The 15,659-nt window shown below is 68.2% G+C and carries 21 protein-coding genes; 9 read left to right on the top strand and 12 right to left on the bottom strand.

What is annotated here, in order from left to right:
* Positions 1-107 precede the first annotated feature (107 nt).
* The 5 genes from rlmB to carD form a co-directional block, all read right to left on the bottom strand.
* On the bottom strand, positions 108-1,091 hold the full coding sequence (gene rlmB / locus ACWFRF_RS34545; RefSeq protein ID WP_378990715.1) for a 23S rRNA (guanosine(2251)-2'-O)-methyltransferase RlmB: 984 nt from the start codon (positions 1,089-1,091) through the stop codon (positions 108-110).
* On the bottom strand, positions 1,091-2,494 hold the full coding sequence (gene cysS, locus ACWFRF_RS34540) for a cysteine--tRNA ligase (RefSeq protein ID WP_378990716.1): 1,404 nt from the start codon (positions 2,492-2,494) through the stop codon (positions 1,091-1,093). The genes rlmB and cysS overlap by 1 nt, the downstream gene beginning before the upstream one ends.
* A 131-nt stretch (positions 2,495-2,625) precedes the next feature.
* A complete protein-coding gene (gene ispF, locus ACWFRF_RS34535) occupies positions 2,626-3,093 on the bottom strand; it encodes a 2-C-methyl-D-erythritol 2,4-cyclodiphosphate synthase (protein WP_378990717.1) in 468 nt (155 codons plus the stop codon).
* Positions 3,090-3,836, bottom strand: a complete 747-nt coding sequence (ispD, locus tag ACWFRF_RS34530; RefSeq protein WP_387446216.1) for a 2-C-methyl-D-erythritol 4-phosphate cytidylyltransferase — start codon at positions 3,834-3,836, stop codon at positions 3,090-3,092. The genes ispF and ispD overlap by 4 nt, the downstream gene beginning before the upstream one ends.
* A gap of 14 nt (positions 3,837-3,850) precedes the next feature.
* A complete protein-coding gene (gene carD / locus ACWFRF_RS34525) occupies positions 3,851-4,339 on the bottom strand; it encodes an RNA polymerase-binding transcription factor CarD (RefSeq protein WP_019044685.1) in 489 nt (162 codons plus the stop codon).
* A gap of 351 nt (positions 4,340-4,690) precedes the next feature.
* Here carD and ACWFRF_RS34520 point away from each other — a divergent pair, with 351 nt between their 5' ends.
* Complete coding sequence (locus ACWFRF_RS34520) at positions 4,691-5,389, top strand: hypothetical protein (RefSeq protein ID WP_378990719.1); 699 nt, start codon at positions 4,691-4,693, stop codon at positions 5,387-5,389.
* An 81-nt stretch (positions 5,390-5,470) separates the two neighbouring features.
* Positions 5,471-6,871, top strand: coding sequence for a DNA repair protein RadA (gene radA, locus ACWFRF_RS34515; protein WP_378962695.1), 1,401 nt, complete (start codon positions 5,471-5,473; stop codon positions 6,869-6,871).
* Positions 6,872-7,026: 155 nt separating this feature from the next.
* Here the strand turns inward: radA and ACWFRF_RS34510 are convergent, their stop codons facing one another.
* The gene (locus tag ACWFRF_RS34510) at positions 7,027-7,719 is read right to left on the bottom strand and encodes a hypothetical protein (protein WP_379312240.1); all 693 of its coding nucleotides are present in this window, start codon (positions 7,717-7,719) and stop codon (positions 7,027-7,029) included.
* A gap of 82 nt (positions 7,720-7,801) precedes the next feature.
* Positions 7,802-8,425, bottom strand: a complete 624-nt coding sequence (locus tag ACWFRF_RS34505) for a carbonic anhydrase (protein ID WP_056819369.1) — start codon at positions 8,423-8,425, stop codon at positions 7,802-7,804.
* Between the two features lie 90 nt (positions 8,426-8,515).
* Here ACWFRF_RS34505 and ACWFRF_RS34500 point away from each other — a divergent pair, with 90 nt between their 5' ends.
* Positions 8,516-9,394, top strand: a complete 879-nt coding sequence (locus ACWFRF_RS34500) for an HhH-GPD family protein (protein WP_378990723.1) — start codon at positions 8,516-8,518, stop codon at positions 9,392-9,394.
* A 49-nt stretch (positions 9,395-9,443) separates the two neighbouring features.
* Here ACWFRF_RS34500 and ACWFRF_RS34495 read toward each other — a convergent pair whose 3' ends face one another.
* Positions 9,444-10,187, bottom strand: a complete 744-nt coding sequence (locus ACWFRF_RS34495) for an alpha/beta fold hydrolase (protein WP_379312583.1) — start codon at positions 10,185-10,187, stop codon at positions 9,444-9,446.
* A 93-nt stretch (positions 10,188-10,280) separates the two neighbouring features.
* Between ACWFRF_RS34495 and ACWFRF_RS34490 the strand changes: the two genes are divergently transcribed.
* The 4 genes from ACWFRF_RS34490 (at position 10,281) to ACWFRF_RS34475 (ending at position 12,296) form a co-directional block, all read left to right on the top strand.
* Positions 10,281-10,604, top strand: coding sequence for an antibiotic biosynthesis monooxygenase family protein (locus tag ACWFRF_RS34490; protein WP_378990727.1), 324 nt, complete (start codon positions 10,281-10,283; stop codon positions 10,602-10,604).
* Positions 10,605-10,830: 226 nt separating this feature from the next.
* Entirely contained in the window at positions 10,831-11,031 is a 201-nt protein-coding gene (locus ACWFRF_RS34485; RefSeq protein WP_019044677.1) for a CbtB domain-containing protein, read from the top strand.
* On the top strand, positions 11,022-11,807 hold the full coding sequence (locus ACWFRF_RS34480) for a CbtA family protein (RefSeq protein WP_378990728.1): 786 nt from the start codon (positions 11,022-11,024) through the stop codon (positions 11,805-11,807). Before ACWFRF_RS34485 ends, ACWFRF_RS34480 begins: the two co-directional genes overlap by 10 nt.
* 36 nt (positions 11,808-11,843) lie before the next feature.
* The gene (locus ACWFRF_RS34475; protein ID WP_452454304.1) at positions 11,844-12,296 is read left to right on the top strand and encodes a hypothetical protein; all 453 of its coding nucleotides are present in this window, start codon (positions 11,844-11,846) and stop codon (positions 12,294-12,296) included.
* A 13-nt stretch (positions 12,297-12,309) separates the two neighbouring features.
* On the opposite strand, the gene ACWFRF_RS34470 is transcribed toward ACWFRF_RS34475, so the two are convergent.
* From ACWFRF_RS34470 to ACWFRF_RS34455, 4 genes are read right to left on the bottom strand one after another with little or no spacing between them, the layout of a single operon-like run.
* Positions 12,310-12,747, bottom strand: a complete 438-nt coding sequence (locus ACWFRF_RS34470; protein WP_378990730.1) for an OsmC family peroxiredoxin — start codon at positions 12,745-12,747, stop codon at positions 12,310-12,312.
* 56 nt (positions 12,748-12,803) lie between these two features.
* Positions 12,804-13,250 carry an SRPBCC family protein gene (locus ACWFRF_RS34465; RefSeq protein WP_378990732.1) on the bottom strand — a complete coding sequence of 149 codons (447 nt, stop codon included), beginning with the start codon at positions 13,248-13,250 and terminating at the stop codon, positions 12,804-12,806.
* A 55-nt stretch (positions 13,251-13,305) separates the two neighbouring features.
* Positions 13,306-13,626, bottom strand: a complete 321-nt coding sequence (locus ACWFRF_RS34460) for a DMT family transporter (protein ID WP_378631554.1) — start codon at positions 13,624-13,626, stop codon at positions 13,306-13,308.
* Positions 13,623-14,276 carry an FMN-dependent NADH-azoreductase gene (locus ACWFRF_RS34455; RefSeq protein WP_452454300.1) on the bottom strand — a complete coding sequence of 218 codons (654 nt, stop codon included), beginning with the start codon at positions 14,274-14,276 and terminating at the stop codon, positions 13,623-13,625. The genes ACWFRF_RS34460 and ACWFRF_RS34455 overlap by 4 nt, the downstream gene beginning before the upstream one ends.
* A 104-nt stretch (positions 14,277-14,380) precedes the next feature.
* Here ACWFRF_RS34455 and ACWFRF_RS34450 point away from each other — a divergent pair, with 104 nt between their 5' ends.
* Both ACWFRF_RS34450 and ACWFRF_RS34445 read left to right on the top strand, forming a co-directional pair.
* Entirely contained in the window at positions 14,381-14,986 is a 606-nt protein-coding gene (locus ACWFRF_RS34450; protein ID WP_379312587.1) for a TetR/AcrR family transcriptional regulator, read from the top strand.
* Between the two features lie 53 nt (positions 14,987-15,039).
* On the top strand, positions 15,040-15,516 hold the full coding sequence (locus ACWFRF_RS34445) for a DUF4240 domain-containing protein (RefSeq protein WP_452454298.1): 477 nt from the start codon (positions 15,040-15,042) through the stop codon (positions 15,514-15,516).
* Positions 15,517-15,659: the final 143 nt, after the last annotated feature.

Genomic DNA, 15,659 nt, shown 5'->3' with positions numbered 1-15,659 from the left:
CAGCAACGGCGGCTAACTCGCGGCCCCCCAGGGGCCGCGCTCGAGCGCGCCAGCGCTCCAAAAATACAGCCAGCGCCTGCCGGACAACTCGAACCCGGTACGCGCCATCACCCCAAACGGCGCTGTCGGGCAATATCAGCCAGAACGACACCCGCCGCGACCGAGGCATTCAGCGACTCGACCGGGCCCGCCATCGGGATGCTCAGGATCGAGTCGCAGTTCTCGCGCACCAGACGCGACAGGCCCTTGCCCTCCGAACCCACGACCACGACCGTAGGGACACTGCCGTCGAAGTTGTCGAGGGTGGTGTCGCCGTCGGCGTCGAGGCCGATGACCTGGATGCCCTGCGAGGCCCAATCCTTCAGTGTGCGAGTCAGATTGGTGGCCCTGGCGACGGGAAGGCGGGCAGCCGCACCCGCACTGGTACGCCACGCCACGGCGGTGACGCTGGCACTGCGCCGCTGCGGGATCACCACGCCCTGACCGCCGAACGCGGCCACCGAGCGAATGACGGCACCGAGGTTGCGCGGGTCGGTGATGTTGTCGAGCGCGACCAGCAGGGCGGGCTCGGCGGTGGACTTCACCCGGTCCATCAGATCGTCGGGATGGGCGTAGCGGTACGGGGGCACCTGCAGGGCCACGCCCTGGTGCATTCCGTTGGCGCTCAGCCGGTCCAGATCGGTGCGAGGCACCTCGAGAATGGAGATGCCCATGTCGGCGGCGCGCTGCACACTCTCCGAGAGCCGGTCGTCGTTCTCGGTGCCGACCGCCACGTACAGGGCGGTCGCCGGCACGTCGGCGCGCAGACACTCGAGCACGGGGTTGCGGCCGAGCACCAACTCGGGACCCTCGTCGGACTTGCGTCCCGCGCGCGGGACGCCGGACTTTCCGGTCGGACGACCCTGTGCTGCATTGGCTTTGGCCGCCGCTCTGGCCCGCTTGGCGGCGGGGTGCTTGGTGCGCTCGGACGCGGGCGGCGTCGCGCCCCTGCCCTCGAGACCGCGGCGATGCTTCCCGCCGGAACCGGCGACGGCACCCTTCTTGGTGCCGCTCTTCCTGACTGCTCCGCGTCGCTGTGAATTGCCTGCCATCAGTTCGCCTTTCCGCTCGATGCGCCCAGCGACCATTCCGGCCCCTGCGGGGTATCGGTTACCTCGATACCCGCGGCGATGAGCCGATCCCGTGCGGCATCGGCTTCTGCCCAGTTCTTGTCGGCCCGCGCGTTCGCGCGGCGATCCAGCTCCGTGCGGACGAGCACGTCGAGCGCGTCGATCGCCGCCGAATTGTCGGCGGGGGTGTACCACTGTTCGTCGAGCGGGTCGACGCCGAGAATTCCCAGCATCGCCCGCACCTGACCGGCCAGTTCGACCGCGGTCTCCACCGCACCCGCTTCCAGCGCGCGATTGCCTTCGTGCACCACGTGGTGAATTTCGGCCAGCGCCTTCGGGACTGCCAGATCGTCGTCGATCGCGGCGGCGAATCCGTCGGTCCATTTACCGACGGGCACTTCGCCCGCTCGGTCCAGCACTCGCTGCACGAAGGCTTCGATGCGCTGATAGGAGGCGACCGCGTCGTCGAGTGCCTTGTCGGAGTATTCGAGCATCGAGCGGTAATGCGCGCTGCCCAAGTAGAAACGCAATTCTACCGGGCGCACCCGGGTGAGGACATTCGGCACCGAGAGCACGTTGCCGAGTGACTTCGACATTTTCTCCCCGCCCATCGTCACCCAGCCGTTGTGCAGCCAGTAACGCGCGAAACCGTCGCCCGCGGCTTTGGACTGGGCGATCTCGTTCTCGTGGTGCGGGAAAATCAAATCCATTCCACCGCAGTGGATATCGAATTCCGCGCCGAGATAGAACTCGGCCATCGCGGAGCATTCCAGGTGCCAGCCGGGGCGACCGGGACCCCACGGCGACGGCCAGCTCGGCTCGCCGGGCTTGGCGGCCTTCCACAGCGTGAAGTCGCGGGGGTCGCGCTTGCCGCGGGTCGGGGTCTCGCCCTGGTGCACGTCGTCGAGTTTGTGGCCCGACAGCTCACCGTAATTCGGCCAACTCACCACATCGAAATAGACATCGCCGTCGGCGGCATAGGCGTGGCCGCGTTCGATCAGGCGCTGCATCAGATCGATCATCTGGGTGATGTGACCGGTGGCGCGCGGTTCGGCCGACGGCGGCAGCACGCCGAGGGTCTCGTAGGCCTTGTCGAACGCGCGCTCGTGGGTCGCGGCCCATTCCCACCACGGCCTGCCCGCTTCGGCGGCCTTGTTCAGGATCTTGTCGTCGATATCCGTGACATTGCGGATGAACTGCACGTCGTAGTCGTGCGCGAGCAACCAGCGACGCAGCACGTCGAAGGCGACGCCACTGCGCACATGACCGATATGGGGTTGCCCCTGCACGGTGGCCCCACACAGATACACCGAGGCACGGCCGGGGACCAGCGGGGTGAATTCCCGCATGGTCCGCGTGTCGGTGTCAAAAAGGCGCAAGGTCACGGCATTCGATCCTAGTCGGTGGGATTGGGGTGGGGTTGACCGGCCGGTTCGTGGCGCCGTAGTGAACGGAACGGCTGATCGAATCGGCGAAAAGCAATGCGCGGAAAGAAAGGTTCAGTGGCCCGTAGGGGCTACGAACACGCCGCGATCAGACAGGTGGCGATAGCGGCGATACCCTCGCCGCGACCGGTCAGACCGAGACCGTCCGTCGTGGTGCCCGACACCGACACGGGGGCGTCGAGGAGTTCGCCGAGCACTTTTTGCGCTTCGGCGCGGCGGGGGCCGATCTTCGGGCGATTACCGATGACCTGCACCGCGGCGTTCACGATTTCGAAGCCTTCGTCGGCCAGCAGCCTGCGGACCTCGGTGAGCATGGCGGCCCCGGTGACACCGGCCCATTCGGGGCGGCCGACGCCGAAGACAGCGCCCACGTCGCCGAGGCCGGCGGCGGAGAGCAGGGCATCGCAGAGCGCGTGGGCGGCGACGTCACCGTCGGAGTGGCCCGCGCAGCCGTCGGCATCCGGGAACAGCAGACCGGCCATCCAGCAGGGCCGTCCCGGCTCGATGGGGTGCACGTCGCTGCCGATACCGACTCTCATCGGGCGACCGCCTGCTCGACGCCGGGACGCCCGACGGCAGGCGAACGACCGCCGTCAGCCAGCAGCGCCTCGGCCAGGCGTAGGTCGAGGGGGGTGGTGATCTTGAATGCCAGTGGGTCACCGGGGACCGTGTGCACGGCGACACCGAGGCGTTCGACCAGGCCGGCGTCGTCGGTGGCGCCATCGTCGGTGGCGTAGGCGCGGCGGAGCAGGTCGGCGGCGAAGCCCTGGGGGGTTTGGATGGCGCGCAGGTGGGCGCGATCGGGGGTCCCGGTGACGATGCCCGCGTCGTCGACCGACTTCACGGTGTCCACGACGGGCAACGCGGGTACCACGGCCTGGCTGCCTGCCTGGAGCTCGGCGGCCACCCGGGCGATGAGTTCCGGTGGTGTGAGCGCTCGTGCGGCATCGTGCACGAGATAGCACGCGGCGTCGGGCGCGGCGGCGATGCCCGCGCGCACCGAATCGGTGCGCTCGGCGCCGCCCACCACCACCTGCACCGGCACAGGGGGCATCGAACCGCCGGTCAGCGAGGTGGTGGTGGACAGCAGCGCGGATGCGGCCTCGACCAGCTCGGCGGGCACGACCACGACAACCCGGTGCACCGCACCGGACGCGATCAGACCGTCGACGGCCAACCGGACCATAGGTGTGCCGCCGACCGCGACGAACGCCTTCGGGGTGGGTTCACCCAGGCGCACGCCACGACCGGCGGCAGGGACCAGTGCTACGACAGGTCGCACTTGTTTGTTTGTTTCTAGGAAGCCGCGGCGAGGACCTCGTCGAGCAGCGATTCGGCCTTGCCGTCGTCGGTGCCCTCGGCGAGCGCGAGCTCACCGACGAGGATCTGACGAGCCTTGGCGAGCATCCGCTTCTCACCGGCGGACAGACCGCGGTCCTGCTCACGACGCCACAGGTCACGCACCACTTCGGCCACCTTGTTCACATCGCCGGAGGCGAGTTTCTCGAGGTTGGCCTTGTAACGGCGGGACCAGTTGGTCGGCTCCTCCGTGTGTGGCGCGCGCAGCACCTGGAAGACGCGGTCGAGACCTTCTTGGCCGACGACGTCACGGACGCCGACGTATTCAGCGTTCTCTGCGGGAACCCGAACGGTCAGGTCGCCTTGCGCAACCTTCAGGACCAGATACTCTTTCTGCACACCCTTGATGGTGCGGGTCTCGATTGCTTCGATCAGCGCCGCTCCGTGGTGGGGGTAAACGACGGTGTCTCCGACCTTAAAAATCATGTGTCCCGTGCCCCTTTCGATGTTCACAGTTTAACATGCGACTCGATAACGGCGCGATCAACTGTGCAGGTCAGGGCCACAACGAGGCCATCGCAGGGGTTGACAATACAGAATTGTTGTGCATTGTGTTGTGGCAGAACGGGTTAACCACCAGCACAGCGACAGGTTATCGCACAGCGCGATCCCGGCATCGATCCGGCAAACCCCCTCGAGACACCGAACTGTTACTTCCGCACCCGCGCGTCGCGAGCCCGAACGTCACCCGCGCGAAGTGAACTACTACGCTGCCTAGTTACTACCCTCCGATCCCCGTGTGGACGGAGTGAGCCCGGTCGACATGGAGGACAAACCGTGACTGCCCTGAAAGCTGTGACCGCCCACTCGGCGCGACGTCGCATGGTGACGGTTGCCGCGCTCGCCGCTGCCGCGGGCATCGCCCTGACCGGCTGCAGTGCCGGCCAGCACACTCAGACCTCGACGCAGGCCGCCGCGATCAACGGCAACCACGCCAACGTCGGCGCCATCGCCCTGCGCAACGTGCACATCGTGTATCCGGAGGCCGCCGCCGAGCACGACAAGGGCGGCAAGGCGGTGATCGCGCTGTCGATCATCAACAACAGCGAGACCGTCACCGACGAGCTGACCAGCGTGAGCACCGACCTGGGCCAGGTCAAGATCACCGGAGCCGCGGGCGACCCCAAGTTCGTGCTGAAGCCGCAGCAGACCGTGGTCGTGGGACCGGGTGAGACCAAGCCCGCCGCGGCCGACGATCACCACGGCACCACCTCGGCGGCGCCGACCACCACCGGGGCCGCGCCGACCGGCGCCGCGGGTATCGACATCCCCTCGAACGACCCGGTGAAGACCCCGGCCACGATCGAGATCACGGGCCTGTCCAAGGACATCGTCCCCGGCCTGACCTACAACGTCACCTTCAACTTCAAGGACGCGGGCACCGTGCAGGTGTCGGTCCCGGTCGATGCCGCGGCCGTCCCGCGCATCGAGAACGAGAAGTCCGGCCCGGCGCCCGAGGGCGCGGGCGGTCACTGACACCAGCCGTGAGGAAGAGCCGTCGCGAACTTCGCGGCGGCTCTTCCTTTTTGTGTCGGTCCGGGTCCGTAGGGTGCGCGTGTGGCCAAGACCAAAGCAGTCTTCCGGTGCTCCGCGTGCACGCACGAGGTGTCCAAGTGGGTGGGTAAGTGCCCTGATTGCGGTGCCTGGGGAACGGTGAACGAGGTGGCCGTTTCGGCGTCCACCGCTGCTCCAGGGCGGCGAGCGATGCTGCCGAGTACCGCGGCGGCGCCGCTGTCGCAGATCGACGCCAAGGTCACGCAGGCGCGGTCGACGGGGGTGAGCGAGCTCGATCGGGTCCTCGGGGGCGGGGTGGTGCCGGGGTCGGTGGTGCTGCTGTCCGGCGAGCCGGGAGTCGGCAAGTCGACGCTGCTGCTCGAGGTCGCGTTCCGGTGGGCGGCGGCGCGCGAAGAGACCGCGCTGTACGTGACCGCCGAGGAGTCCGCCGGGCAGGTGCGGCTGCGGGCCGATCGCACGGGTGCGGTGCACGACCGGGTGTACCTGGCGGCCGAATCGGATCTGTCGATCGTGCTGGGGCATGTGGAGCAGGTGCGGCCGTCGCTGCTGGTCGTCGACTCCGTGCAGACCATGCTGGCACCGGAGGTGGACGGGGTGATCGGCGGTGTCACCCAGGTGCGCGCGGTCACCGCGGCGCTGACCTCGCTGGCCAAGGCGACCGGAATCGCGGTGCTGCTGGTCGGACACGTCACCAAGGACGGCAACGTGGCCGGCCCGCGCACGCTCGAACACCTGGTGGACGTGGTGTTGCAGTTCGAGGGCGACAAGAATTCGTCGCTGCGCATGGTTCGCGGCATCAAGAACCGGTTCGGCAGCGCCGACGAGGTGGGCTGCTTCGAACTGCACGACGACGGCATCGCCTGCGTCGACGATCCGTCCGGGTTGTTCCTGCACCATCGCACCGACACCGTCCCCGGTACGGCGGTGACCGTCGCGATGGACGGCAAACGGCCGCTGGTGGCCGAGGTGCAGGGGCTGACCGTCAAGACCGAGATCCCGCAGCCACGCCGGGCGGTGAGCGGGCTGGACTACAACCGCGTCGCCATGGTGCTGGCGGTGTTGCAGAGCCGAGGCCGGGTATTTCTCGGCAAGCACGATGTGTACGCGGCGACCGTCGGCGGGATGCGCCTGCTCGAGCCGACCGCCGACCTGGCCATCGCCTTGGCCATCGCCTCCGCCGAGGCCGACATCGCCCTGCCCGCGGGGTGGGTGATCCTCGGCGAGGTCGGGCTGGCGGGTGAGGTTCGCAAGGTCACCGGGCTCGGCAGACGCCTGGCCGAAGCCGAACGGCTGGGGTTCACCACCGCGCTCGTTCCGCCCGGTTCGGAGAAAACCAAGACCGGCACGATGCGTATCCACGAGGTCGGGGATCTGCGATCGGCACTGCGATTGGCCGAACTCCGCAAATCCCGCGCACCCCGCGAAGTGGTGGCGGTGGAATAACTGCGGCAATCGCCTGATTCAGCGCCGGTTCGCCAATGCCGCGCCAATATCCATTGACGGCACCGCCGATCTTGCGAACGCTGCAAATCAACCCATCTTGAACATGTGACCTATGGCGCACCCGCACAATGCCCCCGGCATGCGGGAGCGCGGCGTCAAGAGGCGAGGTTGAACGGCTCCGCGGCGCTGCGAACGGCACCGAGCTGGGCTACGACCATGTACGCACCCGCGGGCACCTGGAGGCGGTCACCCGCGCACTGCGGCTGCGAGGTGGTGCCGAACCAGGTGCCCTTGTACGAGAGTTGTTCACCGGCCTTGAGCGTCTTCATCTCCGCCGGATCGTCCTGGTTGCAGTCGTTGCTCGCCCAGAGCCTGCGCTGGCCGTCGAGGGTGTAGACGAGGAACTGTGGGCCCGCGCCGAGGTCACGCGAGCAGGCCGCGGACGAGATGTTGGTGATCACTGTGCCGAACGCGGGCTGGTCGCCGACCCGATAGGTCGGCTGGCCGACCGTCACCTTCAGCGCCAGCGACTGATCCGGGCACGGCTGTGCCGCGGGCTGATCGGCGGCGGTCGTCGTCGCGCTGGGCGTGACCGACCCACTGATGGGCGTGGCCGACGCACTACTCGACGACGCACTACTCGACGCCGAGCTCGTCTCGGACGCGCTCGACTCCGCCGACGTGGTCGTGCTCGCGGCCGCGTTGTCGGCGCCGGACGAGTCCCCACCGCGCGAGACCATGGTGACGAGCCAGATCACGATCGCGAGCGCGACGACGATGACGCCGATCGCGAGTGCACGGCGGCGCCAGTAGATCTCCGGTGACAGCGGTCCATTCGGTTCCAGCACGCCTCAACGGTAAGCGCAGCGCGCAGGGGCGCGCTCGATGACCTCGGCGTGTCGGGGGCCGAACCGGGGAGAAGCCGACGGTTCAGACCACCTCACCGATATTGCCGACAGTGCGCCGCAGGTGCACGCGACCGTCTTCGAGCTTGTAGGTGACGCTCGCGATAGCGCACTGACCAGTGGCAACACGCTGGGAGATGATCATCGAGCGCTGCATGAGCAGCTTGCTGGTCTCCACCACGTGACGCGCTTCGAGATCGTCGAGTGAGGTGAGCCCTTCGCGTCGCCCGACCAGGATCGACGGGGTCACCCGCTCGACCACGCTGCGAATGAACCCACCGGGCACCTCGCCGCCGTCGAGCGCGTCGATGGTGGCCTTCACGGCGCCGCAGCTGTCGTGTCCGAGGACGACGATCAGTGGCACGTTGAGCACCTCGACGCCGTATTCGATCGAGCCGAGCACCGAACTGTCCACGACGTGGCCCGCTGTGCGCACCACGAACATGTCGCCGAGCCCCTGGTCGAAGATCAGCTCGGCGGCGACGCGGGAATCACCGCAGCCGAACAGGATCGCGTGGGGGTTTTGGCCCTTGACGAGTTTGGCTCGGTCCGCGGCACCCTGGCTAGGATGCTGCAGGGTGTCGTTGACGAAGCGCTCATTGCCTTCGCGCAACGACTTCCAGGCGCTTATCGGATTGGAACCAGGCATACCGACCATTGTGCACAGACCCTTGGTTACCAGCGAGTCCGCCACGTTACGCGTCGGCAAAGAGAGACTGGCTCAGAGGAAACGGGAACAGTGAGCATCGACGCGCAGGCCCTGCTCGACTGGTTCGACGACACGGCGCGCCCGCTGCCGTGGCGCGAACCGGACGCGACCGCATGGCACATCCTGATGAGCGAGATCATGCTCCAGCAGACGCCGGTGGTGCGGGTGGAGCCGATCTGGCGCGAATGGGTGGCACGCTGGCCGGTGCCGTCGGCGATGGCGGCGTCCTCGCAAGCGGAGGTGCTGCGGGCGTGGGGCAAGTTGGGATATCCGCGGCGGGCGTTGCGGCTGCACGAGTGCGCGCGGGTGCTGGCGACCGAACACGGTGACGTGGTCCCCACCGACGTCGACGTGCTGCTGAGCCTGCCCGGCATCGGTGCGTACACCGCTCGCGCGGTGGCCTGTTTCGCCTACGGGCAGCGAGTTCCCGTGGTGGACACGAACGTTCGACGCGTGGTGGCTCGGGCGGTCCACGGCAGGGAGCCCGGCAACCCGTCCTCGCGCGATCTCGCCGAAACCGAAGCGCTGCTCCCTGTTCCGGTGCCGCGGGCCGCGAGGTTCTCGGCCGCCCTGATGGAACTGGGCGCGCTGGTGTGCACGGCCCGCAACCCGGACTGCGCCCGCTGCCCGCTGCCGAGCTGCGCCTGGGTCACGGCGGGCAAACCGGCCGCCGACGTGGTGCGGAAGGTGCAGAAGTACGAGGGCACCGACCGTCAGGCCCGTGGGCGGCTGCTCGATGTGCTGCGAGACGCGTCGGGCCCGGTCGAGCGGATTCGCCTCGACCTGGCATGGACCCGCGATCCGGGTCAGCGTGCGCGAGCGTTGGACTCGCTGCTGGTAGACGGGCTGATCGAGCAGACCGACGATGGGCTGTTCGCACTCGCGGGCGAAGGAAGCCCCACCGGGTGATGCCGGATCTCGGCACCTGCCGGGGGGATCGGGACGACCACCTGCCGACTCACCTCGTGACGCGCTCCAGGAACCGGCCGACGTGTTCGCGGTATGCCTCGGGTTGTTCGTCGTGCACGAGGTGGCCCGCCTCGGCGATGCGCACATACTCCGCATCGGGATGCACCTGCGCCATCGTCCGCATCTGCCCCGGCGGGGTGATGGTGTGCTCACCTTCGATGAGCAGTGTGGGCACCCGCAGCGACTTCCATTCGGTCCAGAAGTCGCGCGTGCCCCACTCCTCGGAGATCGCGCGGAAGGTGTCCACCTCGCCGTGTAGCCGGTAGCCGTCGGACGCGGCGGTGAACGCGCGCAGGAAATACGTGCCCGCGACCGGGCCGAAATAGTCGAGCACCGCCTGTTCGTCGGCGAACGGTTGCGGCCAGGAGTGGATCAGCTCGGCCCAGTGGGCGGCGGTGCGGCCGGTGAAATCGGGAGCGATGTCCTCGACGACGATCGCGCGCACCCGTTCGGGCCAGGTCGCCGCGAAGACCCACCCGTGGATCGCGCCCATCGAGTGCCCGACGATCACCATCGGCTCGGTGATCGCGGCGGTGCGCTCGGCCAGATCGGCCACGAACGCCTCCGTCGTGAGCTCGGCGGGCGTCGGCCGGCCGTGCCCGGCGGCGTCCACCGCGTAGACATGCCCGAACTCTCGCAACCACGGCACCTGATCGGCCCACGTCCGCGCGCTCCCCATCAACCCGTGCAACAGCAGAATCGGAACCCCGGACCCGCCTTCGTCGTACAACACACCGCCGATACTGCCCCAGCTCCGTCCCCGCGCCGAGGCGAGGCCCGCCAGGGCCGCGAACACCCGGCGCCGGTCGGCAGCGATACTGTCCGCATGGCTGTTGTGAAGATCAATGCGATCGAAGTTCCCGAGGGCGCGGGCCCCGAGCTGGAGAAGCGGTTCGCCGCGCGTGCGGGAGCGGTGGAGAACTCCCCCGGTTTCCTCGGGTTCCAGTTGCTGCGTCCCGTGGCCGGTGACAACCGGTATTTCGTAGTGACGCAATGGGATTCGGAGGATTCGTTCGCCGCGTGGCGTGACGGTCCGGCCCGTGCCGCGCACGCCGGAAACGGTGGCGACGGCGAGCGTCCCAAGCCGGTGTCGACGGGCGCCTCGCTGCTCGAGTTCGAGGTCGTCCTCGACGTGCCGGCGAAGGGCTGACAGCGGCGTTTCCGCTGGACATGCGGTTGCGTGTATTGACGTGGGTGGCTCGCGGCTGTCACAGTTCGAGGGAACATCCGCGAGGGTGCGCGGTAATTCCGGTGTGAATCCGGAGCGGTCGCGCCACTGTATCCAAGTACCGGGTCCCCGGTGCCGGAGAGCCAGACACCGGCACCTTCGCACCACACTTCAACCGTGGGACGCGTATCCCTAGAGGAGGACCCGAATGGCTATCGCGCATTCACCCAGCCGGTCTACCGGTCTCGACACCCTCGCAACCGTGCTCGTCACGGTCGGTGTCGTCCTGCTTGCACTGCTCGCCCTGTACCTGGTCGGTTTCGACCAGGGGGCCGTCTCGCGTAGCGGGATGTTCCTGCACGAGCTGATGCACGACGGACGTCACCTGCTGGGTGTTCCGTGCCACTGATCGGATCACTCAAGACCCTGCTGTTGCGTGGCCTGCTGGCCGGCTTGATCGCCGGCCTGCTGGCCGCGACAGTGGGCTACTTCGTCGGCGAGCCCCAGGTGGACGCCGCGATCGCTATCGAAGAGGCCGCGGCCGCTCCGGCCGAGCACGGCCACGAAGCCGCGGAGCCGCAGGGCCACTCCCACGGCGACGAGGAAGAACCGCTGGTCAGCCGGCCGGGTCAGAAGGCGGGACAGTTCCTCGCGCTGGGCTTGGCGGGCATGGCGTTCGGCGCGTTGTTCGCGTCGGCGGTGAACGTGGCTCGCCGGTTCACGAACCTGTCGGGGCCCCAATTGTCGCTGACCTCGGCGGTTCTCGCGTGGGCGGCGATCGTCGCGGTGCCGTTCTTCAAATATCCGGCCAACCCGCCCGCGGTGGGCGATCCGGACACCATCAACGAGCGCACCTGGCTGTGGGTCGCGGCCGTCGTGCTCGGCCTGCTGGCCGTCGCGGCCGCTGTCGCGGCCTACCGTGCGCTCGCCGCGTCGGACACGCTGCGACTCATCGCCGGGGTGGGCGCGTTCGTCGTGGTCACCACCGTCGGTTACGTGCTGCTGCCCGGCGTGAACGAGGTGGCCGACGACTTCCCCGCCACCCTCCTGTGGAACTTCCGGGTGGCTTCGCTGGCCGAAACCACCACGCTGTGGGTGAGTTTGGGGCTGGCGTTCGCCGCACTCACGGAATTCGCCTCGCGGCGTAGCACTCCGGTAGTGGACAAGGTTCCTACCGCAGGGTGATCCTCGCGAGCAGCTGAGAACGGCAGTGTCGGTGTCATGACCGGCACTGCCCTTCTTGTTTCCAGCACTCGCCCTCGCGCCGTGAATGTCGCCTTCGGCGGGCTCGTCACCGCGCTCGCCGCCGGGGCCGCCGAGGGCCTGTTGCGCGCCGTGCGTGGTGGCGATGAATTCGGCGCCACCGCAACGGGTCTGCTACCCCGGCTCGCCATCTACCTGGCCGTCGCCGGGGTGGCCCTGTACATGCTGAACGGCAGCCGGGTGGCCCGTGCGCTGCTGACCGTCGGCATCGGCGTAGTGGGCCTGGTCTCGCTGATCATCGAGCCGCTGGCCGTGGTGTTGTCGACCGACGACTACGCGACCCTGTTCGACGGCATGTCCCCCAGCTCGACCGTGCTGGCAGGCTGCCGGACCGTGCACATCCTGGCCGTCGTCATCGCGATCCCGGCCATGTACACCCCCGCCGCGCACCGCTGGTTCACCCAGCGGTGACGGCGAGCGCCGCTCAGGCCAGTGCCGCGTCCAGCTCGATCTCGGCCACCCCGGTGAGGGCCTTGCTGACCGGGCAACCGTTCTTGGCCGCGAGGGCAGCCGCGGCGAACCCGTCGGCATCCAGCCCCGAGGCACGACCGCGCACCGTGAGCTTGATCTTGCTGATCCGGAAGCCACCGGCCGGGTCGGGCGCGAGGGTGACATCGGCATCGACGTCGAGGCTTTCCGGCGTCCCGCCGGCATTGGCGATCTCCGCCGAGAGCGCCATCGAATAGCACGACGAATGCGCCGCCGCGATCAGCTCCTCCGGGCTGGTGCCCTCGGCCGTGTCGGCCGCCCGGCGGGGAAAGCTCACATCGAACTTGCCCACACCCGAGCTGGCCAGTTCGACCTGCCCGGACCCGTCCTGCAGTCCGCCTGACCAGAGTGTGCGTGCGCTGCGAGTCGGCATCGCAATCCTTTCGGTTCGAGTTGTATTGCGTGGCGATGACGAACCTACTCGGGTACTCAGACGGTGGCGCTGGTGATTTCGTCGAGACGCTCGAGTTTGTCCGGCCAGACCTGCTGGTGTAGATCCCGGATCGCCGCGGTGGGGAAACCGGAGTGGCGCAGACGCAGGCGGATACCGCGTGGTTGTTTGAGGAATTCGGCGGCGACCACCGTTTCCACGCCGTCGGTGGCGGCGGTGACCCAGGTGAATTCGATCCGCCGATTCGGCTCGAGCAGCAGAATGCGGCCGTAATGGGGGTTGCGCTTTTCGGGCGAGCCGGTGTCGAAGTAGAGGGGCTCGTTGACGGCGGGGCGCATCAGCACCGATCCGGGAACGGCCAGCCATAAATCCAAGCCTTGGGTCCAGGCCGCGTAGAGCAGGCTGGGCTGGGCTTTCATCACGCGCTCGACCGTGAGCTCGTGTGGCCGCGTGGACAGGTCCGGGGGGCGAACTGGCTGGTCCATCAGCCGACCTTACCGGTCATGACCGGCCGATCCTCGCATCGGGTGTACGACAGAGTTACTCAGGATTCGTCACCCGCGCGAGCACGATGCCGCCGAGGATCAGCGACAGCGCCAGCGCGCGGCCCGCGCTCAGCGGATCCTTGTGCACGAGCACACCGAGACCGATCGCGCCGAGTGCGCCGATTCCGGTGAAAACCGCGTAGGCGGTGCCCACCGGAAGGGTCTGCATGGCGCGCGAGAGCAGATAGACGGCGAGCGAGCCGAGCGCGACGCAGAGCAGGGTCGGACCGAGTCTGGTGAAATTCTCGGTCGGTTTGATGGTCTGCGACCACACGATTTCGACGAGCCCGGCCAGGCCGAGCACTATCCAGCTCATCGCACGTAATCCTTTGCCAGCGAACGCACTTCGGCCTGCGCGGCGGCGAAGGAGGCTTCGTGCGCGTCGCGCAGATGGGCCAGGTTCGGATCCTGCACGGCATTGGCCAGTTCGGCGTTGACGAAAACCGTGTCGGTGACCGCGAAGTGGCCGGCGAAGAAGTCGCGCAGAAAGCGCTCCTGGTAGTCGAACGCCGCTTTGGGCGCACCGGGCGAGTACGCACCGCCACGGGCGGTCACCACGACGAACCTGCGTTCCCCCAGCGACATTCGGGGAAAGGTGACCTGGTCGAGCCATGCCTTGAGAGCGGCGGGGACGGAGTAGTTGTACATCGGTGTGCCGATCAGGATCACGTCGGCGGCCAGCACCTGCGCCAGCAGCGGTTCGGCCACCCGCCATGCGGCCTTCGCCGCGGGAGTGACGGCGAGTTCCGGGAGCCGGTCGAGGTCGGTGGCCCCGGCGGCGAGGACGGCGTCACACAGTTCGATCCAGCCCTCGTCGATGAACGGCGTCGGCTCGGCGGCGAGGTCGCGGTAGGTGTAGGTGCCGCCGGGTTCGGCGTCGCGCCAGGCCCGGACGAATTCGGCGCCCAGCGTGCGGCTGAGGGAGTTCGTCCGGGCGCTGGCGTCGAGGTGCAGCAGGTGAGTCATGACATCTTCCTAACTGGACATATTGTCCACTTGTCGATTTCTCGACGATAGAACACAAGTGGACATGTTGTCCAGATATTCGTTGCGGGGTTAGAGTCGTACCCATGGAGCCACGATCCGACCTGATCACCGGCTTGGCGCTCGACGCGCAGCCACCCACCGAACGCACCGACGCGGCCCGCAATCGTGCGAAAGTCCTGGCGGCGGCGGCCGGCCTCTTCGCCACTCGCGACCCACGCACGATCACCATGGACGACATCGCCAAGGCCGCGGGCGTGGGCCGCGGCACCCTCTACCGCCGCTACCCCGACCGCAACGCGATCGCCGTCGCCCTCCTCGACGAGCACGAACGCGCCCTCCAGGAACAGCTCCTGCGCGGCGCACCCCCGCTCGGCCCCGGCGCTCCCCCAGCCGATCGCCTGGCCGCCTTCTACGCGGCGATGGTCGAATTGCTGACCGCCCACGCCCATCTGGTGCTCGGCGCGGAGACCGGCGGCGCCCGCTTCGCCACCGGCGCCTACGGGTTCTGGTCGGTGCACGTACGGTCGCTGCTGGTCGAAGCCGCTGTGCCACAGCCTGATTCGCTGGTCGATACGGTCCTCGCGCCACTCGCCGCCGAGGTCTACCTCCAGCAACGCGAACGCGGCTTGTCGCCCGAGCAGATCACCGCGGGTCTGTCCGCTCTCGCCCAGCGTCTCCTGCGTGCCTGACCGATGACCTCGAACCCCGCTCCGTGTCGGACCCGAGCAGTACCGTCCGGCAGGTGACGAGCACCCCCGAAGACATCTCCCGTTTCTGGAATCTGATCGCGTCGGCCTGGACGGCCACCGGTACCGATCCGTCCACGGCCCTGCGGACGGCAGCAGGCGACCTCGACAGCCGACTCGACGCCTTCCTCGCCCAGTTGAACACCCTGTCAACAGATTTCAGCAGCGCGGAACTGACCGCGCTCGACCGCGTCGCCGAACGCGCGCTCTACGACATCGACCGCGCCGACCTCCAGGCGATCACCGACGGCTCCGACGACGGCTTCCTCTATGCCCGCGGATTCATCGTGGCCATGGGCCGCGACTACTACGACGCCGTCAGCTCCGACCCCGAGGCCGCGACCACCGACGCCGAATGCGAGCAGATGTGCTATTTCTTCGCCCACCTGCACAACGATCGCTTCGGCGCCTTCCCCGACACGGGCTCTGGCATCTCCCGCGAAACGGCGTCCAACCCGGCCGGCTGGTCCTGACCTGACGCGCAGGTAGCGGCGGGGCGGGGGGGGGGGGCCCGACCCGGTGGCGGGGTGGGTGATGTGACCGGGGCACGGGGGATATCGGGGGGGGCGCAACCCACAAGGTCCCCCCCCGCACAACAAAAAAAAACCCCCCCCCA

This window comes from Nocardia sp. NPDC055165, assembly GCF_053606985.1.
This window is presented reverse-complemented; position numbering and strand designations above follow the sequence as displayed.